This window comes from Streptoverticillium olivoreticuli subsp. olivoreticuli (genome assembly GCF_003391135.1).
Classification (GTDB): domain Bacteria; phylum Actinomycetota; class Actinomycetes; order Streptomycetales; family Streptomycetaceae; genus Streptomyces; species Streptomyces blastmyceticus.
Map to the genome: position 1 here is coordinate 1,845,210 of NZ_CP031455.1, position 21,871 is coordinate 1,867,080.

At 73.2% G+C, this 21,871-nt stretch carries 15 protein-coding genes; 13 read left to right on the top strand and 2 right to left on the bottom strand.

Features of this window, described 5'->3' with window-relative positions; all coding sequences use genetic code 11:
* The first annotated feature begins 43 nt into the window (after positions 1-43).
* From DXZ73_RS07595 to aceE, 3 genes are all read left to right on the top strand, one after another.
* Entirely contained in the window at positions 44-679 is a 636-nt protein-coding gene (locus DXZ73_RS07595; RefSeq protein WP_116210247.1) for a GntR family transcriptional regulator, read from the top strand.
* Positions 676-1,377 (top strand): DsbA family oxidoreductase, encoded by a 702-nt coding sequence (locus tag DXZ73_RS07600; RefSeq protein WP_116210248.1) that lies wholly within the window; start codon positions 676-678, stop codon positions 1,375-1,377. The genes DXZ73_RS07595 and DXZ73_RS07600 overlap by 4 nt, the downstream gene beginning before the upstream one ends.
* A 279-nt stretch (positions 1,378-1,656) precedes the next feature.
* Positions 1,657-4,320: a pyruvate dehydrogenase (acetyl-transferring), homodimeric type gene (aceE, locus tag DXZ73_RS07605; protein WP_240351260.1), complete on the top strand. Its 2,664-nt coding sequence runs from the start codon at positions 1,657-1,659 to the stop codon at positions 4,318-4,320.
* Positions 4,321-4,419: 99 nt separating this feature from the next.
* On the opposite strand, the gene DXZ73_RS07610 is transcribed toward aceE, so the two are convergent.
* On the bottom strand, positions 4,420-5,514 hold the full coding sequence (locus DXZ73_RS07610; RefSeq protein WP_116210250.1) for a PucR family transcriptional regulator: 1,095 nt from the start codon (positions 5,512-5,514) through the stop codon (positions 4,420-4,422).
* A 259-nt stretch (positions 5,515-5,773) separates the two neighbouring features.
* Here DXZ73_RS07610 and DXZ73_RS07615 point away from each other — a divergent pair, with 259 nt between their 5' ends.
* From DXZ73_RS07615 to DXZ73_RS07625, 3 genes are all read left to right on the top strand, one after another.
* Positions 5,774-6,445: a hypothetical protein gene (locus tag DXZ73_RS07615; protein WP_116210251.1), complete on the top strand. Its 672-nt coding sequence runs from the start codon at positions 5,774-5,776 to the stop codon at positions 6,443-6,445.
* Between the two features lie 58 nt (positions 6,446-6,503).
* Positions 6,504-8,492 (top strand): flotillin family protein, encoded by a 1,989-nt coding sequence (locus DXZ73_RS07620; RefSeq protein WP_116210252.1) that lies wholly within the window; start codon positions 6,504-6,506, stop codon positions 8,490-8,492.
* Between the two features lie 156 nt (positions 8,493-8,648).
* Positions 8,649-13,499: a DNA repair ATPase gene (locus DXZ73_RS07625; RefSeq protein WP_116210253.1), complete on the top strand. Its 4,851-nt coding sequence runs from the start codon at positions 8,649-8,651 to the stop codon at positions 13,497-13,499.
* 32 nt (positions 13,500-13,531) lie between these two features.
* On the opposite strand, the gene DXZ73_RS07630 is transcribed toward DXZ73_RS07625, so the two are convergent.
* Complete coding sequence (locus tag DXZ73_RS07630) at positions 13,532-14,359, bottom strand: class I SAM-dependent methyltransferase (protein WP_116210254.1); 828 nt, start codon at positions 14,357-14,359, stop codon at positions 13,532-13,534.
* 140 nt (positions 14,360-14,499) lie between these two features.
* Between DXZ73_RS07630 and DXZ73_RS07635 the strand changes: the two genes are divergently transcribed.
* The 7 genes from DXZ73_RS07635 to DXZ73_RS07665 all read left to right on the top strand — a co-directional run bounded on the left by DXZ73_RS07635 (position 14,500) and on the right by DXZ73_RS07665 (position 21,832).
* Positions 14,500-15,783 (top strand): CAP domain-containing protein, encoded by a 1,284-nt coding sequence (locus DXZ73_RS07635; RefSeq protein ID WP_116210255.1) that lies wholly within the window; start codon positions 14,500-14,502, stop codon positions 15,781-15,783.
* 257 nt (positions 15,784-16,040) lie between these two features.
* Positions 16,041-16,745 carry a hypothetical protein gene (locus DXZ73_RS07640; protein WP_162890100.1) on the top strand — a complete coding sequence of 235 codons (705 nt, stop codon included), beginning with the start codon at positions 16,041-16,043 and terminating at the stop codon, positions 16,743-16,745.
* On the top strand, positions 16,745-17,194 hold the full coding sequence (locus DXZ73_RS07645; protein ID WP_162890101.1) for a hypothetical protein: 450 nt from the start codon (positions 16,745-16,747) through the stop codon (positions 17,192-17,194). The genes DXZ73_RS07640 and DXZ73_RS07645 overlap by 1 nt, the downstream gene beginning before the upstream one ends.
* Positions 17,195-17,378: 184 nt before the next feature.
* Positions 17,379-18,950, top strand: a complete 1,572-nt coding sequence (locus DXZ73_RS07650; RefSeq protein WP_116210258.1) for a hypothetical protein — start codon at positions 17,379-17,381, stop codon at positions 18,948-18,950.
* A gap of 66 nt (positions 18,951-19,016) precedes the next feature.
* Positions 19,017-19,292 carry a hypothetical protein gene (locus tag DXZ73_RS07655; RefSeq protein ID WP_116210259.1) on the top strand — a complete coding sequence of 92 codons (276 nt, stop codon included), beginning with the start codon at positions 19,017-19,019 and terminating at the stop codon, positions 19,290-19,292.
* A gap of 5 nt (positions 19,293-19,297) precedes the next feature.
* Complete coding sequence (locus DXZ73_RS07660) at positions 19,298-21,007, top strand: dynamin family protein (RefSeq protein WP_162890102.1); 1,710 nt, start codon at positions 19,298-19,300, stop codon at positions 21,005-21,007.
* 183 nt (positions 21,008-21,190) lie between these two features.
* Complete coding sequence (locus tag DXZ73_RS07665; protein WP_116215475.1) at positions 21,191-21,832, top strand: DUF4360 domain-containing protein; 642 nt, start codon at positions 21,191-21,193, stop codon at positions 21,830-21,832.
* The last annotated feature ends 39 nt before the right edge of the window (positions 21,833-21,871 follow it).

The following is a 21,871-nucleotide window of genomic DNA, read 5'->3' on the forward strand; positions in this document are numbered from 1 at the left end:
ACCCACGTCCATGACTGGAGAGTCGCTCCACCGCCCAGGCCCCATGACCGGGCCGACCCGTGCCCCGCTCAGCGACCAGGTCAGGCGCATCCTGCTCGACCATCTCTCGCGGGGTCGCTGGCTGCCCGGCGAGCGGATCGTCGAGCGCCGGGTCGCGATGGAACTGGGGGTGAGCCAGACGCCCGTTCGGGAGGCCCTGAGGGATCTCCAGGCGCTGCAGTTGGTCGAGTTGTCGCCGAACAAGGGGACGTGGGTGCGCGAGCTGACGCCCCAGCGGCTCGGCCAGGTCTATCCGGTCCGCGGCGCCCTGGAGCGGCTGGCCGCGGAGCTCGCACACAAACAACTGGCGGACCGCGTCGACGTCCTGGAGGAGCACACGGCCCGGATGCACGCCGCGGCGAGGGCCGGGGACGTCGACGGACAGGTCCGCCACGGAGTGGCCTTTCACCGGGAGATCGTCGAAGCGGCCGGGAATTCCGTACTGTTGCCCAACTGGGAGTCGCTGACCATCGAGTTGTGGACCCGGCTCTCCCTCACCCGGCTGCGCACCGAGCTGCACGACAACGCCTCGGACCACGAGCCCCTCGTCGAGGCGTTCCGGCGCCAGGACCCGGAAGCCGGGCGGCTGCTGCAACTGCACATCCTGGGCTACGCCCATGAACCGATCGGAGCGTCATGACCACCACCACACCCGCGCCCCGGGACGAGGTCCGTCCCGGGGTCATCACCGTCTTCTCCGACATCTGGTGCTCGTTCGCGCACGTGGCCATGCACCGGCTGCACACCACCCGCGCACGGCTGGGACTGGAGGACCGCGTCAGGCTGAACCACCGCGCGTTCCCGCTGGAGATGTTCAACAACGGCCCGAGCCCGCGCCCCGGCACGGACTCCGAGGTGGGCGGCGTGGCCCATATCGAGCCCGAGGCGGGCTGGCAGCTCTGGCGCGCGCCCGACTGGAAGTTCCCCTCCACCTCGCTGCCGGCGCTGGAGGCGGTGCAGCTCGCGAAGGAGCAGGGCCTGGAGGCGTCCGAGCGGCTGGACCTGGCGCTGCGCCGCGCCTTCTGGGCGGAGAGCCGGTCCATCGGCGCGTACGCGGTCGTGCTGGCCGTCGCCAAGGAGACGGAAGGGATTGATCCGCAGCCCATCGCCGAGGGGCTGGCCGGGGGCCGGGCCCGCGCGCTGATCGCGCGCGACTTCCTCTGCGCGAAGGAACACGGCGTCATATGCAGCCCGCACTTCTACCTCCCCGATGGATCAGATCACGCCAATCCCGGGGTCGCGGCGCGCTGGCACGGCGCGTACGGAACGGGCTTTCCCGAGGTAACGGCCAATGACCGGGGCGTTTACGAGGCCATCCTGGAGCGCGCGGCCGACTGACTCACAGGTCAGAACGGCCCGGGCGGGCCCACGGGGAAAAATGATCGATCATCGTTCATTACCGGTGAGTAGATGTTGACTACACCAACTTGTCACTCCTAGCGTTGCCGGACGGAAACGCGGTTCCGCCACACGGAATCAGAGGTTCTGACGGGGCGCACCGCCGGCCCCGGCGGCCGGTCCACCCGCATGCCCGGCCGCGCGTCACCACAGCCGGGGGCACCGCGGCAGCACGCGGCGCCCCCGGCCCCCACCCGGGATCGTGAAAGAGGATCACCCGTGTCCCAGCTCGACCAACTGCCCGACAAGGACCCGTCAGAGGTCGCCGAGTGGTGCGAGTCCCTGGACTCCGCCGTCCGGTTCGGGGGAGCCAACCGGACGGCGTACCTGCTGCGCCGTATGGCCGAACACGCCGAGCGGTCCGGGCTGGACCTCCCTCCGCTCCTGGAGACCCCGTACCTCAACACCATCCCGACCTCCGCCGAGCCCGACTACCCGGGCGACGAGGAGCTGGAGGCCCGGATCACCGCCTGGAACCGCTGGAACGCGGCCGCCATGGTCACCCGTGGCAACCAGCGCGCGGGCCTGGGCGGCCACATGGCGACCTACGCCTCGGCGGCCTGGCTCTACGAGACGGGCTTCCAGCACTTCTTCCGCGGCAAGGAGGCCGACAACTCAGGCGACCAGCTCTACATCCAGGGCCACGCCTCCCCCGGGATCTACGCGCGTGCCTTCCTGGAAGGCCGCCTGACCGAGGGTCAGCTGGACCGCTTCCGGCAGGAGGCGGGCGGCGACGGGCTGCCCTCCTACCCGCACCCGCGCCGGCTGCCCTGGCTGTGGGAGTTCCCGACCGTCTCCATGGGCTTGGGCCCGCTCTCCGCGATCTACCAGGCGCGGTTCAACCGCTATCTGGAGCACCGCGGGATCAAGGACACCTCTCGGTCGCGCGTCTGGGCCTTCCTCGGCGACGGCGAGATGGACGAGCCGGAGTCGACCGCCGCCCTCGCCCTCGCCGGCCGGGAGCGACTGGACAACCTGACCTTCGTCATCAACTGCAACCTCCAGCGCCTGGACGGCCCGGTCCGCCCCAACTTCAAGATCGTGCAGGAGCTGGAGGCCCAGTTCCGCGCCGCCGGATGGAACGTCGTCAAGTCCCTGTGGGGCACGGCCTGGGACGAGCTCTTCGCGCAGGACACCGAGGGTGCGCTCGTGCGCCGGCTGCGCGAGGTGCCGGACGCGCAGTTCCAGACGTACGCCACCGTGGAGCCCGCCTATCTCCGCGAGCACTTCTTCGGCGCCGAGGGCCCCGGCTCCCCGCTGCACACCATCGGCGCGGGCCTCGGCGACGACCGGCTCCTGGAGCTCTTCCGGACCTCCCGCGCCGGCCATGAGCCGCGCAAGGTCCACGCCGCCTACCGGGCCGCCGTCGAGCACCGGGGTGCGCCGACCGTCATCCTCGTGCAGACCGTCAAGGGCTATACGCTCGGCCCCGGTTTCGAGTCGCGCAACGCCAACCACCAGATGAAGAAGCTCACGGGGAAGGAGTTCCGGGCGATGCGGGATCTGCTCGGCCTCCCGATCCCCGACAGCGCGCTGGACGGCGAGCTGGTGCCGTACGCCCACCCCGGCGAGAACTCCCCCGAGGCGCGGTATCTGCGCGAGCGCCGCGCGGCGCTCGGCGGCCCGGCCCCGGCCCGCAAGGTCGTCGCCAAGCCGCTGCCGGAGCCGTCCGCCAAGCCCTTCGAGGCCCTGCACAAGGGCTCCGGCCGCCAGGAGATCGCCACGACCATGGCGTTCGTCCGGCTGGTCAAGGACCTGATGCGGGAGAAGGAGACCGGCCGGCGCTGGGTGCCCGTCGTTCCCGACGAGGCCCGCACCTTCGGCATGGAGTCCCTCTTCCCCTCGGCCGGCCTGTACTCCCCCGTCGGCCAGACCTACGACCCCGTGGACCGCGACCAGCTCCTTTACTACAAGGAGGCCAAGGACGGCCAGATCCTCAACGAGGGCATCACCGAGGCGGGTTCGCTGGCCGACTTCACGGCGGCCGCCACGTCGTACGCCACGCACGGCGAGCCGATGATCCCGTTCTACATCTTCTACTCGATGTTCGGCTGGCAGCGGACGGCCGATCAGTTCTGGGCACTGGCCGACCAGTTGGGGCGTGGCTTCGTCATCGGCGCCACGGCGGGCCGCACCACCATGACGGGCGAGGGCCTCCAGCACGCCGACGGCCACTCGCACCTGATCGCCTCCACCAACCCGGCGGCGGTCTCCTACGACCCGGCGTTCGCGTACGAGATCGCGGTCATCGTCCGGGACGGCCTGCGGCGGATGTACGGCCCCGACGCCGAGGACGTCTTCTACTACCTCACCGTCTACAACGAGACCAAGATCCAGCCGCCCATGCCCGAGGGCGTCGAGGAGGGCATCCTCAAGGGTCTCTACCGCTTCAAGGAAGCCGCGGACGCCCCGGCCGAGGCCCCGCGCCTCCAACTGCTCTCCTCCGGCACGGCAGTCCACTGGGCCCTGGACGCCCAGCGGCTGCTGGCCGACGACTGGGGCGTGGCCGCCGACGTGTGGTCCGCGCCCTCCTGGACCGAGCTGCGCCGCGACGCCCTGTCCTGTGACGCGGCGCAGCTCAAGGGCGAGGACCGGGTCCCGTACGTGACCCAGGCACTGCACGGTGCGCCGGGTCCGGTCCTCGCCGTCAGCGACTGGATGCGGGCGGTCCCCGACCAGATCGCCCCCTGGGTCGAGCAGGACTGGACGTCCATCGGCACGGACGGCTTCGGCCTCTCCGACACGCGCGAGGCGGCGCGGCGCCACTTCGGCGTGGACCCGCAGTCGGTGACGGTGGCGGCGCTGGCCGCACTGGCGCGCCGGGGCGAGGTCAAGCCGGAGACCGTACGGGACGCTGCGCGGCGGTACGGCTTGGAGGGCTGAGCGCCTGCGGCGGGCTTTGTCCCCGGCCCCGCCCCTTCCCACAGCGCCGGATGGCCGATACGACTTCGGCGCATCGGGAAGGGGCGGGACCGGGGAAGATCACAGCTCCTTCGACGGCCAGTCCAGGAGCCGGGCCCCGATCACCGCCGTCTGCAGCGTATAGCGGTGCATCGGGTCCGCAGGGTCCGACCCCGTCAGCCGCTGGATGCGTTCCAGACGGTACGTCAGGGCCCGTACGCTCAGGGAGAGTCGGCGTGCCGCCTCGGCGGCCACACACCCCGAGTCGAAATACGCGGTCAATGTCTCGAGCAGGGGCACCGCCCCGCCGCGGGCCTCGCGGAGCGGGCCGAGCGTCGACCGTACGAGGTCGGCCATCGCCTGCCGGTCCCGGGTCAGGACGGGGAAGACCAGCAGGTCGGCGGCGTGCAGCACGGGGCTGTCCAGCGCCATGCGCTCGGCGAGGTCCAGGGCGCCGAGGGCTTCCTCGTAGGAGTGGACGACGCCTCCGGCGCCGGGGTGCGGGCGGCCTATCGCCACCCGGCCGCCGTCCGTCGCCGCGTACGCCTGCTTGGTGAAGAAGCGCAGGACGTCGTCCTGGTCGCCCGGCGCGACGCAGATGAGCCGGCCGTCCTTGGTGGTCAGCAGGATCTGCCGTTCGCCGAAGCGGACGTTGAGCACGCTCTCCACGCGGCGCATGACCGGGTGGGCGTCGTCGTACGGTTCGGGTCCCGCTGCGACGGCCACCGCGTGGGCGTGGGCGAGCCGCAGTCCGAAGCGCTCGGCGCGTTCGGAGAGCCGGCCCAGGTCGCTGCGGCCGTAGAGGAGGTCGTCGATGAACTCCCGGCGGGCGGCCTCCTCCTTGCGGACGGCCAGCCGCTGGGCCCGCTCGTACCCTTCCGCGAACGCGTCGATGGCCTGCTCGGCGGCGGCGAGTACGGTCGCGGCGGTGGCGCGGACCCCGGAGGCGCCGTCGGCGCCCGGGGCCGAGGGCAGCCGGGTCCACAGGGCGCGGGTCGCGGAGAGGTGGCCGACGACGAGTGTGCGCAGCCCCTGCCCGTTCTCGGCGGCGCGCTCCCCGAGCAGGCGGCGCGACTCCAGTTCTTCGCGGCGCAGGCGCCTGCCGGTGGCCGATGCCTCGGTCAGCAGGTCCGCATAGCCCTTCAGATAGTCGGCGGGTATCTCCCGGTCCGTCACGCGCTCTCCCGATCCTTGATGCGCCCTTGATGAATTCCTAGCGCGCGGCTCAAGGGTGCCAGACGCCGAAAAGTGACAGCACCCTGCATCAGGGAAGCGTAAAGATTGCCGGTGTCCGGCAATGCGCACAGACGTTCACGGCTGTCACCATGGGTCCGCGGACACGGGGGATGAACTCGATGCCGGGTTCCGGAAGCGGAAGCCTGGCATCGAGTTCCTGCCGGTCCGGATCGGGCACATGGAACGGAGGGGCGGGCGGATGAGTGACTTCCTCGCGGCCGCCCTCGGCTTCCCGACCGCCCTGTTCAGCTTCGCGCTGCTGGTCGTCATCGCCTACTGGCTGCTGATGCTGCCCGGTGGTGGCGTCGACGGCGGTCACCACGGCGGGGGCCACGCGCACGGCCATGCCCACGACGACGCGGACGGTTCCGCTCCGGGCGGGCCCGCCGGCCTGCTGGCCGCGGCCGGGCTCGGCGGGGTCCCGGTGTCCGTCGCCGTGTCGCTGCTGATCGCCGTCGCCTGGTTCCTCTCGCTGGCGGGCGCGTCCCTGCTGCACACCGCGGACTGGTCAGGTCCCGTACGGCTCCTGCCCGCCGCGGGGGTGCTCGCGGGCGCGCTCGGCGGGTCGTGGGCGGTCACCCGGCAGCTCGTACGGCCGCTGCGCGGGCTCTTCCCCGAGGAACGCCCGCCCTCCCGCCTCGACTTCGTCGGCCGCGTCTGCGTCATCCGCACCGGCCGGGTGGACAGCGGGTTCGGGCAGGCCGAGGTGGCCGCGGAGGACGGCTCGACGGCGATCGTCCAGGTCCGCACGGACGACCCCGGTCTCGCCTCGGGCGCGACGGCCCTCATCTTCGACTACGACGCCGAGGGCGAGTTCTTCCGGGTCACGCCCTTCGACGCCGCCCTGGACCCCGGCTTCCCGGCCGTCTGAGCGGCCCGGCGGCCGCTCCCGGCCGCCCCTTCACCAACTCACCGACAGAGGTTCCACCATGGATGCCACCGCCATCGGGATCGGCGTGCTCGTCGCCGTCCTGCTGCTGATCGCCCTCGGCGTGCTGTTCACCGTCAGCCGCCTCTTCCGCAAGGTCGAGCAGGGCAAGGCGCTGATCATCTCCAAGACGAAGCGGGTCGACGTCACCTTCACCGGTGCCGTCGTGCTGCCGGTGCTGCACCAGGCCGAGTACATGGACATCTCGGTGAAGACCATCGAGATCCGGCGCACCGGCCGCGAGGGGCTGATCTGCCAGGACAACATCCGCGCCGACATCCACATCAACTTCTTCGTCCGGGTCAACAAGACCGTCGAGGACGTCGTCAAGGTCGCCCAGGCCATCGGCACGCACCGGGCCAGCGACGCGGCCACCCTGCAGGACTTCTTCGCCGCGAAGTTCTCCGAGGCGCTCAAGACGGTGGGCAAGCAACTGGACTTCGTGGACCTCTACACCAAGCGCGAGGAGTTCCGGGACCGGATCATCGCCGTCATCGGCACCGACCTCAACGGCTACCACCTCGAGGACGCGGCCATCGACTTCCTCGAGCAGACCCCGATGACCCAGCTCGACTCCGCCAACATCCTCGACGCCCAGGGCATCCGCAAGATCACGGAGCTGACGGCGATCGAGCACGTGCGCACCAACGAGTTCCGGCGCACCGAGGAGAAGGAGATCACCCGGCAGAACGTCGAGGCCCGCGAGGCGGTCCTGGAGCTGGAGCGGCGGCAGGCCGACGCCGAGATCAAGCAGACGCGGGAGATCGAGACCTCCCGGGCCCGGGAGGAGGCCGAGACGGCGCGCGTCCAGGCCGAGGAGCGGCTGCGCGCCCACACCGCGCAGATCCGGACCGAGGAGCAGCTCGGCGTCCAGAACGAGAACCGCGAGCGCGAGGTCGCCGTCGCGCAGAAGAACCGCGAGCGGGTCATCGCCGTGGAGAACGAGCGCATAGAGAAGGACCGGCTGCTGGAGGTCATCGCCCGGGAGCGGGAGACGCAGCTGCGGCGCATCGCCGCCGACAAGGAGGTCGAGGCGGAGAAGCGCGAGATCGCCGACGTCGTGCGGGAGCGCATCGCGGTCGAGCGGACGGTGGCCGCCCAGGAGGAGGAGATCAAGAAGCTCCGCAAGGTCGAGGAGGCCGAGCGGGACCGGCAGGCGCTGGTCATCCGCGCCGAGGCCGAGGCGCAGGAGCGGCTGGTGAAGGACATCAAGGCGGCCGAGGCCGCGGAGGCGGCCGCGACCCACCGGGCCGCGGAGACGCTGACGGCGGCCGAGGCCAGGCGCAAGGCCGCCGAGCTGGACGCGGAGGCCGCCGTCCGGCTGGCGGAGGGCAAGCGCGCCGACGCGGCCGCGATCGGTCTCGCGGAGGCGGAGGTGCGCATGCGCGAGGCCGAGGCCATCGCGAAGGTCGGCCACGCGGAGGCGGAGGTCGCCCGGGAGAAGGCCCTGGCGAGCGCGGAGGGCCTCAAGCAGAAGCTCAAGTGCGAGGCCGAGGGCCTGACGGAGAAGGCCGCGGCGATGGCGGCGCTGGACGCGGCGAGCCGCGACCACGAGGAGTTCCGGCTGCGGCTGGAGGCGGAGAAGGACGTACGGCTGGCCGGCATCGACGTCCACCGCCAGGTCGCCGAGGCGCAGGCGACGGTGCTGGCCACCGGGCTGGAGAACGCGAAGATCGACATCGTCGGCGGGGAGAGCGTCTTCTTCGACCGGCTCGTGAACTCCATCGCGCTGGGCAAGGGCGTGGACGCCTTCGTCGACCGCTCGGAGACGGTGCGGACGCTGGCCGGGCCCTGGCTCGCCGAGGACTCCTCCTTCACGAAGGACCTGGGTGCGCTGGCGGCGGGGCTGGGCGCCGGTGGCCTGCGCGACGTGACGATCGCGGGCGCGCTGTCCGGCCTGCTGGAGTCCGCGCAGGCCGGTGGGTTGAGCGAAGTGAAGCTGGGTGACCTGGCCGGTCGCGCGACCAAGGTCAACGGCACCCACAAGTAACCAGCACAGCCCCTTCCGAAACCGGGGGCTCCGCCCCAGACCTCCGGGGTACGCAATTTCAGCCCGTCCGGCGTTTGAGGACGCGGCCGCAGGCCGCTCCCGCCGCAGGCGGCAACGGCGCGACGAGTGCCCGCACAACAGGAAGCAAACTGCCCGATGGACACCGGCACCTACGACGTACTGCGCGATCGCCTAGCCGCGCAGGCGACCACGCTCACCCGGGCGGCCGAGGCGCTCAACACCCGCCGCACGGAGACGTTCGGCACCACCGAAATGCAGCTCCTGCGCACCGGCCTGCTCCGTACCGACCGCACCTGCACCCCGCGCGACGTCGCGGCGGTCGGCGGGCACCTGCTCGTCGGCTACGCGGACACCGCCGCGGACCACGTATTCGCACTCCACACCGTCCCCGGGCTCGACCGCGCCCCCGACGGCACGCTGCCCGGACTGCTCCACGACCCCGCCTTCGGCAAGGAGTTCGGGGAGCTGCACCGCTACTACCGCGATGCCGAGCTGACCCGGCTGCGGCCGCTCGACGGCAGGCTCCTCGCCGTCTTCCGGACCGGTCCGCTGCCCGGCGACCGGCGCGTCCTGCGCTGGCGGCTCGACGCCGACGGCACACCGGACTACCTGGACGCGCGCGGCGACCGTGACGACGTCCCGCCGCTCGGCGGGGAACTCGCGTGGACGCCGACGACCCGTGACGACCACGTCCTCGGCCGCCACCCGCACATCTCCATCGGCGGTGAGCTGTTCGTCTCGACGGTCGGCGGTGCCCTGACCGTCAAGACCGAGGACTCCACCGAGACGTCCGAGGGCATCCACAGCGAGCCGGTCGACGAGCCGCTCCAATCGCTCGCCGACGCCGCCGTCGAGCACGCCCGCACCGGCCCGCTGCTCCTGGTGCGCGTCCGCCCGTACAAGGAGGACGCCTGGCGCCACCTCGTCTTCCACACCGTCACCGGGACCGTGGCGCGCCTCGACGGCATCGGGCGGGCCTGTCTGCCGCTCCCCGACGACCAGGGGATCGTCTTCCCGGGCGGCTACTGCCTGGCGACCGGCGACACCAGGACCTTCGACACCGGCGCCGAGGGGGAGGAGCTCTCCTTCGAGCGGTCCGTGCGGTCCCCGAACGGCGAGGACATCCTCTACGTCTTCCGCTCCCCCGCCGACGGCCGGACGCTGCTGCTCTCCTACAACCTCATCCGCAAGGAGGTCGCCGCCCCGGTGCTCTGCCAGGGCCATGCGCTCTTCGACGACGGCACGCTCGTCACGCTCCGCCCGGGCACCGGCGAGGCGGCGCGCGTGCACGCGGTGCAGATCTGGCGGAGCCCGTACGCCTCCGACACCCACGCCGCCTCGCAGCCCACCGGCAGCGGGCCCCTGGGGCGGGTCGGCAACGCGGATCTGGTGCGCGGGGTCTCCGCGTGCCTGACCGTGGCCCGGATGGCGGCCGGGACCTCTCCGACGGGTGCCGTCTTCGAGGAGATCGACGCCGCGTGCGTGCGGACCGCGGACCGCTTCCCCTGGCTCGCGGACCCCGAACTGGGCGACCTGCTCGCCCCGCTCACGGCGATACGGGCCACGGCCGGGCAGGTGCTGCGGGAGTTCGAGACCGTGCGGGCGCTCACCCGGCAGGCCGCCGAGGCACTGGGCAAGGCGGCGGTCCACATCGCCTCGCTCGTGCGCCGCGTCCGCGGCGAGGCGCCCCGCACCGCCGACGCGTGGGTCGGGCAGCTCACCGAACTGCGGCGGGCGCAGGGCAGGCTGGCCACCCTGCGGGAGCTGCGGTACGCCGATGTCGAGCGCGTCGACTCCCTGGCCTCCGATGTCGAGGGCGACATCGCCGCCGCCGCGCAGCGGGCCATCGCCTTCCTCCAGCAGGACGACGCCTTCACCGGCTACCACTCCGACGTCGAGCGGCTGACGGCCGACGCCGCGGCCGTCGAGTCGACCGCGGCCGCCGCGCCGGTCGCCGAGCGGCTCGACGAGCGGGCCGAGGGCCTGCGGGTGCTCACCGAGGTGGTCGCGGGCCTGGACATCGGTGACGCGACCGTGCGCACCTCGATCCTGGAGCGGATCGCCGAGGCGCTCGGCGGGGTCAACCGCGCCCGCGCCACGCTCTCCGCGCGCCGCCGCGAACTGCGGGAGAGGGAGGGCCGGGCCGGGTTCGCCGCCGAGTTCGCGCTGCTGGGGCAGGCCGTCACCGGGGCGCTCGCCGCCGCCGACACCCCGCGGGCGTGCGAGGAGCAGCTCGCGCGCGTCCTGCTCCAGCTGGAGAACCTCGAATCGCGCCACGCCGAGTCGGACGGCTTCCTGGAGGAGCTGTCCGCCAAGCGCGTCGAGGTCCACGAGGCTTTCGCCTCCCGGAAGCAGATCCTGGAGGACGGCCTCGCCCGGCGCGCCGAGCGGCTGGCCGGTTCCGCGGCCCGGATCCTCGGCACCGTCCGGCGCCGGGCCACCGCCCTCCCCGACGCCGACGCGGTCAACACCTACTTCGCCTCCGATCCCATGGTCGCCAAGGTCCGCCGCACGGCGGGCGAGCTGCGCGGGCTCGGGGACCGCGTGCGGGCCGACGAGCTCGACGGGCGGATCGAGGCTGCGCGTCAGGAGGCAGGGCGCGCGGTGCGCGACCGCGCCGAGCTGTACGCCGACGGCGGTGCGGCCGTCCGGCTCGGCCGCCACCGCTTCACCGTCAACGCGCAGCCCGTCGACCTCACCCTCGTCCCGCACGGGGACGGCCTCGCCTTCGCCCTGACCGGCACCGACTACCGCTCCCCCGTCGCCGACCCCGGCTTCGCGGCCACCCGCCCCTACTGGGAGCAGCTGCTGCCCTCGGAGAGCCGTGCGGTCTACCGCGCCGAGCACCTGGCCGCGAGCCTGCTCGCGGCGCGGGGCCCCGCCGTCCTGCGGGACGCCGGTCCGGACGGCCTGGCCGCTCTCGTCAGGGCGGCGGCCGACGCGGCGTACGACGAGGGCTACGAGCGCGGCGTGCACGACCACGACGCGACCGCGATCCTCGCCGCCCTGCTGCGGCTGCACTCGGGCGCGGGCCTCCTGCGCTATCCGCCCGCCGCCCGCGCGGCCGCCCAGCTGTTCTGGACGTACGGCACCGACAGCACGGCGCGCGAGGCGTGGACGCTGCGGGCCCGGTCGCTTTCACGGGCGCGCGGGACGTTCGGGCTCGCGCCCGCGATCGGCGACCTCACGGCCGAACTGGCGGCCGCCATGGTCTCGTTCGAGGACGGCGGCGCCCTGGCGGCCGATGCCGCGCTCGCGGCCGAGTACCTCTTCGAGGAGCTGGCCCACGAGCGCGACGGCTTCGTGACCGGCGCCGCGGCGCGGGAGCTCATCGGTGGTTTCCGCCGGGCGGTGGGCGGCCCGGCGTACGACGACGAACTGCGGGCGCTCGGCGCGCGGGACGGCCTCCTCGCGGCGCGCCGTCAGCTCGTCGAGGGCTGGCTCGGCTCGTACGCCGCCGGGCGCGGTGAAGCGGTCGACGCGGGCGACCTCGCGGAGGCGGTCGCCGTGGAGCTGTGCGGTGACATCGCGCGGTACGACTCGGCGGCGCCGCTCTCGGAGGCCGTCGAGGGACTGCTGGGCGACCATCCCCGGATCGGCGGCCGCCGGCTCGTGCTGCGTCTCGACGAGGTCCTGGCCCGCACCCGCCGGTTCCGGGAGGAGACCGTCCCCGGCTTCCGCGCGTTCCAGCGGCAGCGCAACGCGCTCGTCGCGGCCGAGCGCTCCCGGCTGCGGATCGAGGAGTTCCGGCCGCGGGTGATGAGTGCCTTCGTGCGCAACCGGCTCATCGACGAGGTCTACCTCCCGCTGATCGGTGACAACCTCGCCCGGCAGTTGGGCGCGGCGGGCGACGAGCGGCGCACCGACAACAGCGGTCTGCTGCTGCTCGTCTCGCCGCCCGGTTACGGCAAGACGACCCTGATGGAATACGTGGCCGACCGCCTGGGTCTGGTCCTCGTGAAGGTCGACGGGCCCGCGCTGGGCCGCTCCGTGACCTCGCTCGACCCGGCGCAGGCGCCCGACGCCACCGCGCGCCAGGAGGTCGAAAAGATCAACTTCGCGCTGGAGGCGGGCAACAACGTCCTCCTCTACCTCGACGACATCCAGCACACCTCGCCCGAGCTGCTCCAGAAGTTCATCTCCCTGTGCGACGGGCAGCGGCGGATGGAGGGGGTGTGGGGCGGCCGGTCGCGCACGTACGACCTGCGCGGCAAGCGGTTCGCGGTCTGCATGGCCGGCAATCCCTACACCGAGTCGGGCGGGGTCTTCCGCGTGCCCGACATGCTCGCGAACCGTGCCGACGTGTGGAACCTCGGTGACGTCCTGAGCGGCAAGGAGGAGGTCTTCGCGCTCAGCTTCGTGGAGAACGCCCTGACCTCCCACCCGGCCCTCGCCCCGCTCGCCGCACGCGGACAGGCCGACCTGGAGCTGCTGCTCCGCCTCGCCGCGGGCGACGCGACGGTACGGGCCGACCGGCTCGCCCACCCGTACGCGCCGGCCGAACTGGACCGCGTGCTCGCCGTCCTGCGCCACGCGCTGACCGTGCGGCGCACCGTGCTCGCCGTCAACGCGGCCTACATCGCCTCCGCGGCCCGGTCGGAGGCGACGCGCACCGAGCCGCCGTTCCGGCTCCAGGGCTCGTACCGCGACATGAACAAGATCATCTCTCGCATCGACCCCGTCATGAACGAGGCCGAGCTCGCCGCGGTCGTCGACGACCACTACAAGGGCGAGGCCCAGACGCTGACGGACGGCGCCGAGGCCAATCTCCTCAAACTCGCCGAACTGCGCGGCACATTGACGGCGAGTCAGGCGGAGCGGTGGGAGGAGGTCAAGGCGGCCTACGTACGGGGGCTGCGGCTGGGCGGGCCCGAGGGCGACCCGGTCACGCGGGCGGTCGCCGCGCTGGGTGTCCTGGCGGACCGCCTGGCGGCGGTGGAAGCGGCGATAGCGGGCGCGCCGCGCCGGATGCCCCAGGGGGATTGAGGGCGGGGCGCGCCGCGCGGGAAGGACGGCCTTCAGCACACCGTCCTCGCCAGGAAGAGTCCCGTCGTCGTCTCCAGGCGCGCGGTCCCTCCACGCGCCTGGACCACCCGTCGCACGTCGGCGAACAGCGCCTGCCGCGCCTCCTCCGGCATCACGCGGTACGCGGAGTGCGAGGCGAGCAGGTCGACGAGCCCTTGCGCGGAGCGCTCGTGCACGGATTCGTACCGCCGGTACGTCACATCCGTGAAGCCGCCGTCGGCCGCCAGCTCCTCGTGGACCCACGACTCGGTGCCCTCGACGGTCGACCTGGGACGCAGTTCGTTGAAGGCGCCCGACGCCACGCCCGCGAGGTGCGGCTCGTGCGCCGCGGCCAGCTCCTCCTCGACTCCGTCCCCGGCGACGATCCAGTCGTTCCAGAACAGCGCGAGGGCCCCACCCGGGCGCAGAGCGGCACGTGCCCGCGCCCACCGCACCTCGGGGTCGAGCCAGTGCCACGCCTGTGCGGAGTAGAGGAGCCCGTAGGGGACGGCCGGGCGCCAGGTCTCGAAGTCGCCCACCTCGACGGTGACATCGGCCGAACCCGCGCAGTTGCGGGCCAGCACGTCGGCCATCCGGGGATCGGGCTCGACGCAGGTGAGCGACAGGCCCCGCGCGGCGAAGGCGAGCGTGGCCTTCCCCGTCCCCGCGCCGACCTCCACGACCGGGGCGCCGTCCAGGGCCGCGAACTCGACGACATCGGCGACGAGGGCCTCGGGATAGCCGGGGCGGGACGCGTCGTAGATCTCGGCGTCCTCACCGAAGACGTGACGCCGCTCCCGGCGCCAGGACTGCACGTCATTCACGGTTGGATCATCGGTCATGCCCCCACCCTAGACGCGCATCCGCAGGGCCCGGGTAGGAGGCCCGGATGCGGCCGGGAAGGGCGAGCGGGAACCCGCGCCGCACCGCAAGCCGTTCTTCGGGCGATGCCCCCACGGACGACGAGGACACAGGTGCGGCGATGACCCCATTGGTACCCGGCGGCAATACCCCTCTCCCCCACGGCCCGGTGTCCCTCCGCGTTTCCGGGCCCTTCGACCTCTCCGCCCTCATCACCGACGACACCGGCAAGGTCACCGGCGACGGCGACTTCGTCTTCTACAACCAGCCGGCCGCCCCAGGCACCCGGCTGCACGACGGCGTCCTCACCGTGGACCCGGCGCGGCTGCGGGCCGGGGCGAGCCGGGTCACGCTCGTGGTCAGCCCCGCCGACCCGGGCACGCCGCTCGGCCGGCTGCCCGCGCCCGCCCTGTCGGTGACGGGCGACGGGCAGGGCGTGCTCGCCCGGTTCACGCCGCCGCGCCCCACCCACGAGACCGTGCTGCTGCTCGCGGAGATCTACCGGCGCGGCGGTGGGTGGAAGCTGCGCGCGCTCGGTCAGGGGTACGCGGACGGGCTGGCCGGGATCACCCGTGACTTCGGTGTCGACGTGCTGGACGAGGAGCCCGCCGCCGGGGCGGATGTCCCCGATCCCCTTGCGGAGACGGTGAATTCGGGGCGCTCGCGCAGCGGCGCCCCGCCGGTGGCGGTGGACCCACGGCTCACGGCCGCCGCACGGAGCCACGCGGCGGCGATGGCGGCCCAGGGATGTCTCGCCGCCGAGGGCGCCGACGGGCTCTCCGTCTTCCAGCGCGTCACCGGCAACGGCTACGCCTATCTGCGGATAGCCGAGCAGCTGGTCTCCGGGCCCCGCACCCCGGCGGAGTTCGTGGACTACTGCCTGGGCGGGGCACAGGCACGGCACCCGTTCCTGGACCCCGCGCTGACCGCCGTGGGCATCGCGCAGTCCGTGGACGCCCGCTCCGGCACCACCTATTGGACGGCCTTGTGGGCAAGCCCGTTCAGCGCGGCAGGTCTGACGCGCACCGCGGCCGAGGTCGTCGCGCTCACCAACGCCGAGCGCGCTTCGGCGGATCTGCCGCCGCTGGCCGACGACCGGCTCCTGGGCGTGGCCGCGCAGGCCCACTCCGCGGACATGGTCGCGCGCGATTTCTACGCGCACACCTCGCCCGAGGGACGGCAGCCGTGGGACCGGGCCGCGGCGGCGGGATGCCGACACCGGGGCATCGGCGAGAACATCGCGTGCGGGCAGCGGTCCCCCGCCGAGGTCGTCCAGGGCTGGATGGACAGCCCCGGGCATCGCGCCAATATCCTCGATCCGGGCTTCACCCACATCGGCATCGGGTTTGTCGGCGGCGGCCGGGCGGGTACCTACTGGACCCAGCTGTTCGGCCTGTCCCGGTGAATCGGCTCTCGCGTTCCGCCGGTAGCACAGGAGTCCGACGATGCCGGAATTTCCGCTACAGAATCGTTCTTTCACAGCTACTTGATCGTTCTACCACCGAGTAATCCGGGACATCTCGCGACGGTCGCCCGAGCGCGCCTTTCCGGGCCTCCCAAATCTTTCGACACAGCTTCACCAACGGTTGACGATCTGCTACGTTGGGTACGCTCGAGATACCTCAGGGGGGCGCCGTGCGGAGAAAAGAATTCGCTGTGGGCGTGCGCAGCCTGATTGATCCGGAAGGCCAATCCTTTCCCGCACGCTCAGCCCCTCGCGTGACGCGGCCGCGACCCTTCGACGAAGGCACAGGGGCACTCATATCCGCGCTGCGGAAAGAAGAGGCCCGACAGATCACGGGGACGGTGCGGGCGGGGCGTCAGGAGGAGTTCGGCAGACACCCGGAATTGACCAGGCTGCGCACCGCGGCGGTGACGGGGAGCTTTCTTTCGGCGGTGTCGACGCTCGGCTTCTGCACGCTCGCCTTCGCGAGCCATGCGGAGTGGCCGCTGATAGGCGTCTGGACGGTCTCGGCCGGCGCCACCCTGGCCATCCTGGCCTTCTTCACCGCGCTGCGCCGGGCGCTGGCCAAGCAGCAGGCGCACCAGCTCCGGGCCTCGCGGTCGACGCTCTGCGCCACGTTGCGGGGCATGGCCGAGGAGCAGGTGCTCAACCTGGAGGCGAAGCAGCTGCTGCGGCGCAGCCAGGACGATCCGGAGCTGGCGAATGCCATCCTCGCGGGCATCGTCCGCGAGTACACCGACGCCGAGCAGTCGGCCGAACAGCACACGGAATTGGGCCGGCATCAAACATTCTCCGTCCTGGTGGGCAAGATGACGAACCCGGCCAACCAGGACCATCTGATCGCCCGTACACTTCGGCGGCTGGCCTCGGACGTGGACGCGGATGTGAGCGAGGCGCGTTAATGACCGACAACGGGGGCACCAATGGATCGACGGTCGATTTCGACCAGTTGATGGAGTTGGTGAAGAATCTCGAGAACGTGAAATCAAGAAATTTACGGCGCGCCATGCGGTCCATCAACATGGAGGCCCGTAATCAACGGCTCGACGTCATCCTGGGAAATGCCACGACGGCTCTCGGGCAATGCCTTTCCGGCACGCTCGTCCTCGCCTATCTCTGGGTCGGATATCAGATGGTGCAGAGAGGCGACGCGGGTTACTGCGTGCTGCTGTGCGGAATGCCCGTCACTTCCGTCGCCTCCATCTTCGCCCTGAAGAAGGTGCCGGCCACCCAGGCCATGGGCACGCTCTCACGGCAGATCACCAGACTGCTGCGCCGCGTCCCCACCACGGGCGCCCAGGACGGCAACCCGCCCACCGGGCAGAGCGGCGACGACCCCGCCACTCCCTGACCCGACGCCCGCACGGGCCGGACCGCACGGGAGCGTACGACCCCACCCGGCACATGAAGCGCGCGGCCATGCCGCGAGCCGGGTCCGGCGCGCCCCGGCCGTCCGCGCCTTCGGCCCCGGACAGGGAGTGCCACGCCCGGGGCCGGGCCCCGACACCCGACTTCTACTCCTGGATGGAGCAGTGATGGCCGATCCCGACACCCCCGGTCCGGCGGACCGTACGGGCGACGCGCTCGTCACCGACCTGGAAGCGCTCATCGAGGACACCGCCCGCGCCGCCGCGCGCCACGGCTGGGCCGCCGTCGCCGAGGCGGCCGCCGCGCTGCCGGAGCGGGACGACCGGAGCGTCCTGCTGTGCGCCTCGCCCAAGGCCGACGGCTCCGCCCTCGCCGCGCACCTGCGCACGCGCCTGCCGGAACTGGAGCTGCGTACAGCCCCGTTGGAGCCACTGCACACGGACCCTTACGAGGCGCTGCGCGCCAACCGCGTCGTCCTCGCCCTGGGCTGCGCCGAGCTACTCAGCCCCGCGGCGGCCGCGGCGGGCAGTGCCCTGGCGGCCCGTCCGCCGGGCACCGTCCTCGTCGTCCTCACGGGAGCCGACGCGCTGTCCGGGGACGACGACCTCGCCCTGGTGGCCCGGCGGATCTGGCGTGTCCTGTACGCAGACGCCGACGAGCAGTGGACCGGCCGGGGCCTGGCGGAGCTCGGCTGTCTGCTGTGGAGCGCCGAGGATCCGGCGGACACCACCGAGCCGCTGCACGGGGTGCTCGCCCGCGACGCGGCTGTGCTGGAGGAGCGGTTGCGGTCGGCCGTGACCGCGCCGCCCGAGCTGCTCCACGACCGCGCCGTCCATCTGCTCGGCCTCGCCGCGGGGTTGCTCGCCGGGCCCACCGCCGACGGCGTCGCCGAGGCGCGTGCGGTGCTGGAGAGCGGGCGCCGGAAGGTGCTCCGTGCCGTGGACGCCGAGACGGCGGCGGCGGAGCGGGAGATCGTGGCCACCCTGCGGGTGGTGGAGCAGGACCTGTTGCGGGGGCTGGGCGGGTTCCTGGAGCGGCACCGCCAGGAGGTGTCCGAGCCGGGCCGGGCGCGAGGTCTGGTCGCCGGCTACGTCGACCGGGGCACCGGCGGCTGGGCCGCCGCCACCGTGTCCGGGCTGCGGGCCCGGGCCGCCCGGATCAACCTCGTGGCCACGGAGGTGTTCCAGGAGCTGGAACAGACCGTCGCCGCGCGGGGCGTGGACGGGGTCACGGTCGGCGCCCCGCCGTCGGTGTCGCTCGACGGCGCCGCGCGCGGCCCGGCCGCCGCCCCGGGCGGCAGGCCGACGGGCGGGAAGCCGTCCGGAGTGCCGACCGAGATGGTGGTGGGCGGTGCGCTCGGGGCCGCGGCCGGGGCCGTGCTGACCAGCGGGCTGGGCACCCTGCTCGGCGCCGGGATGGGCGCCGCGGCCGGTGGGGTGCTCCACCACCGCCAGACCGAGCTGCAGATCGGCCGCGCCGCCGCGTACGGCAGGTCCGCCGTACGGGAGCGCGTCGGCGCCCTCGTGGTCGGCGTCCCGGCCGCCGTGCGCCGGGAGACCGAGGTGCTACGGCGGTCGACGGAGCGGACGCTGGACCGGATCGGCGGGGATCTGGAGGCGGCGCGCCCGCGGGAGGACGGTCCGCGATCCGCTCGCGGCACCGACGCGGAGGCCGCCGGAGCACTCGGCGGGCTGCGGCGGCGGCTGGCCGCGCTGGAGGGGACGGCGGCGGCCGGCTGACGATGATTCACCCACGCCAGGACGACGGGCGGTGACACCGCCCGGCACGGCCGAACGGGAGGGACGATGACACGGGGGACGATCAGCACGCCCGCGGACATGATGGCGGAGGGCGCCGGTCAGGTCAGGAGCGAGGCGGGATCGGCCATCAACGGCCTGGTGGCCCTGGCACACGAGCCGGACATGAAGGAGACGGCGGCGCGGCCGGACGCGACGGCCGCCCAACTGCGCTCCGACACCTTCGACCTGATGGTGACGCCCCGGCTCGGCGAGGCCGAGGAAGCGGTCTCCGGGCACCTGGGCCGGCGCCGGCGGACCCTGACCACCGCCCGGCAGGTGTGAGTCCGGTGACCGGGACCCCGACGGTGGTCCTCCCGCCGCCCCTCGCCGAGCAGTTGGCGCGCCACCACGGCACCGGCTACCGGGACCGGCTGTGCGCCAGGCTGGAGCGGGTGCGGGAGGCCCTGGCCGGGCCGGTCACGACGGTGGTCTTCGGAGGTCACTTAGGCGCCGGGAAGTCCAGCCTCCTCAACCTGCTGACATGCCGCCGGCTCCTGCCGGTCGGCGACTTCCCGGAGACGGGGGTGGCCTGCGTGATCCGCGGCGGCCCCGCCGACCGGGTCACCGTCCCCCGCCCGGACGGGCTGCGGGACATCCTGCCCTGCACCCCCGCCGCGATCGCGGGGGCCGTCTCGCTGATCGCGGCCGACGGCCCGTACCGCGGTGAGGTGCTGGGCGGGCCCGGCCGGGTGGACATCGAACTGGCCGACTCCGCCGTGCCGCCCGGGGTGCGGTGGATCGACTCGCCGGGCATCGACGGCACCGGCGTGACGGCCCGCCGCGCCGCCGCGGCCGCCCGGCAGGCGGACCTCCTGGTGTGGGTGACCGACTCCCGGCAGCCGCTCTCCATGACGGAGGAGGACTTCCTGCGCGAGCACCTCCGACGCCAGGGGCCCGCCTCGTTGGCCGTCCTGGTCAACGTCTTCCTCACCGAGGACACCCCCGAGCTCTGGGACCGCTTCCTGGGCACCCGCGCCGAGTGGCACCGGCGGCGCCTCGCCGCCGCCCTGGACGGCGCGCGGCCCGCGGGGCTCGCGTTCGTCGGCGTCCGCGCCGCGACCGCCGACCCCACCGGCTTCGGCGGCCCGGAGGCCCGCGCCCTGCTGGCCCGGCTCACCGGCCCCCGCGACGGCGGCGCGGCCGCGGCCAGGCGCGCGCGGGCGGCGTCCCTGCTGCGCCCGCACGCCGAGGAGGCCGCGTTCCGGATACGCGAGCAGCGCTCCGTCCTGGCACAGGAGCGCGCCCGTACCGCCCTGGCCGAGGCCGAACTCGCCGCCCGCTCCGAGATGTTCCGCGCCCACGCCGAGCGCGTTGTCGACCACGCGCTCCGCCAGTGGACCGTGCGGGCCCGGGAGTGCGGGGACCGGGTCGCCGCGCTGCTCGCCGCGGGCCGGCCGGTGCTGCGCGACGGCACCTACGGGAACCTGCTCACGGACCTGCTCCGGCGGGCGGCCGCGAGCCTGGCCCACGAGCTGGCGACGTCGGTCTCCGCGCACGCGCAGCGCACGGGGCACGCCGTGTTCACGGCCGGGGCGGTCGAGCGTCTGGTGTCGCTGACGCGCCCGGAGCAGGCGGTCGTCGAGGTGGCGGACCGGCTCGGCGGCAGGCTGTCGTACGGCCGCGAGGCGCCGCCGGACGGCACCCCGGGCGGGCGGTTCGCGGCGCGGGTGCCCGCGGTGGCGCGCGCCTTCGACACCGCCACCGCGTCCGTGGCCCGGGCCGGGAGCGCCGCCGACGCGGCGGTGCCCGACCGGGCCCGTACCCGGGCCGTCGTCCTGGCCGCGGCCGCGATGGCCGGTGAGGACGTCGTACGGTGGCGGCGCCGGATCCTGGAACTCGTCCACGGGGTCTGCCGTCCCCTGGCGCCCGTGCCCGTCGCCCCCGACACCGGCCCGCTCACCGTTCTCGAAGCCCTGCACCGGCACTTGGCCCGCTGCCTGGAGTCCTGCGGCGCGACCGCCGCGCACGACCGCGTCACGGGCGACGCGCCGCCCTGACGCGGATGCGGCTGCCGCCACTGCCCCGCCCCTTGCGTCTTCCTGCCGCTGACCGGCCGGCTTCCAGGGACGGCTCAACTTGACCTGTACACGCCCCTCGTCCGGTGGTGGCATGGGCGTCCCCAGCGGGTCCGCACGGCAGCAGGAGGTCCCATGTTCAAACCGGCGATGTCCACATCGGCGATGATCAGGCCCGTGATGATCGGCGGTGCGGCGGTGGCGCTCGTGGCTGCTTCGTTCACGCCGTCGTCGGCGGCCGAGCGGGTGCCTCCACCGGACAGGGTCGTGATCGACGTGGTGACGGTCAACGGATCGGGCTGCCCCGCCGGGACGGCCGCGGTGGCGGTCGCGTCCGACAACACGGCCTTCACCGTCTCCTACAGCAACTACCTCGCCCAGGTCGGCGTCGGCTCAAAGCCGACCGACAACCGCAAGAACTGCCAGCTCGGCCTCAACGTCCACGTCCCGCAGGGCTTCACCTACGCGATCGCCCAGGCCGACTACCGCGGCTTCGCCCACCTGGAACCGGGCGCCATCGGCCTGGAGAAGGCGAGTTACTACTTCCAGGGCACGTCGCAGACGACGGCCGTGAGCCACCGCTTCACCGGTCCCGCCGACGACGACTGGCAGACGACCGACACCACGGACGCGAGCTCCCTCGTCTACGCCCCGTGCGGCGCCTCGCGGATCCTCAACGTGAACACCGAGCTGCGGGCGGGCGCCGGGACCTCCGATCCGGCGACGACCACCAGCTACATGGCGATGGACTCGACCGACGGCAGCGTCAACACCCTCTACCACTTCTCCTGGAAGGCATGCCCCTGATCAGGTGCCAGGGCTCATGAGGTGATCCCGGGCCGGGCC

What these genes read in the sequence shown, in the direction of transcription:
- DXZ73_RS07595 (WP_116210247.1), top strand. Translation starts at nt 44, where the DNA reads ATGACCGGGCCGACCCGTGCCCCGCTCAGCGACCAGGTCAGGCGCATC.
- DXZ73_RS07600 (WP_116210248.1), top strand. Translation starts at nt 676, where the DNA reads ATGACCACCACCACACCCGCGCCCCGGGACGAGGTCCGTCCCGGGGTC.
- DXZ73_RS07615 (WP_116210251.1), top strand. Translation starts at nt 5,774, where the DNA reads ATGAGTGACTTCCTCGCGGCCGCCCTCGGCTTCCCGACCGCCCTGTTC.
- DXZ73_RS07620 (WP_116210252.1), top strand. Translation starts at nt 6,504, where the DNA reads ATGGATGCCACCGCCATCGGGATCGGCGTGCTCGTCGCCGTCCTGCTG.
- DXZ73_RS07625 (WP_116210253.1), top strand. Translation starts at nt 8,649, where the DNA reads ATGGACACCGGCACCTACGACGTACTGCGCGATCGCCTAGCCGCGCAG.
- DXZ73_RS07630 (WP_116210254.1), bottom strand. Translation starts at nt 14,359, where the DNA reads ATGACCGATGATCCAACCGTGAATGACGTGCAGTCCTGGCGCCGGGAG.
- DXZ73_RS07635 (WP_116210255.1), top strand. Translation starts at nt 14,500, where the DNA reads ATGACCCCATTGGTACCCGGCGGCAATACCCCTCTCCCCCACGGCCCG.
- DXZ73_RS07645 (WP_162890101.1), top strand. Translation starts at nt 16,745, where the DNA reads ATGACCGACAACGGGGGCACCAATGGATCGACGGTCGATTTCGACCAG.
- DXZ73_RS07650 (WP_116210258.1), top strand. Translation starts at nt 17,379, where the DNA reads ATGGCCGATCCCGACACCCCCGGTCCGGCGGACCGTACGGGCGACGCG.
- DXZ73_RS07655 (WP_116210259.1), top strand. Translation starts at nt 19,017, where the DNA reads ATGACACGGGGGACGATCAGCACGCCCGCGGACATGATGGCGGAGGGC.
- DXZ73_RS07665 (WP_116215475.1), top strand. Translation starts at nt 21,191, where the DNA reads ATGATCAGGCCCGTGATGATCGGCGGTGCGGCGGTGGCGCTCGTGGCT.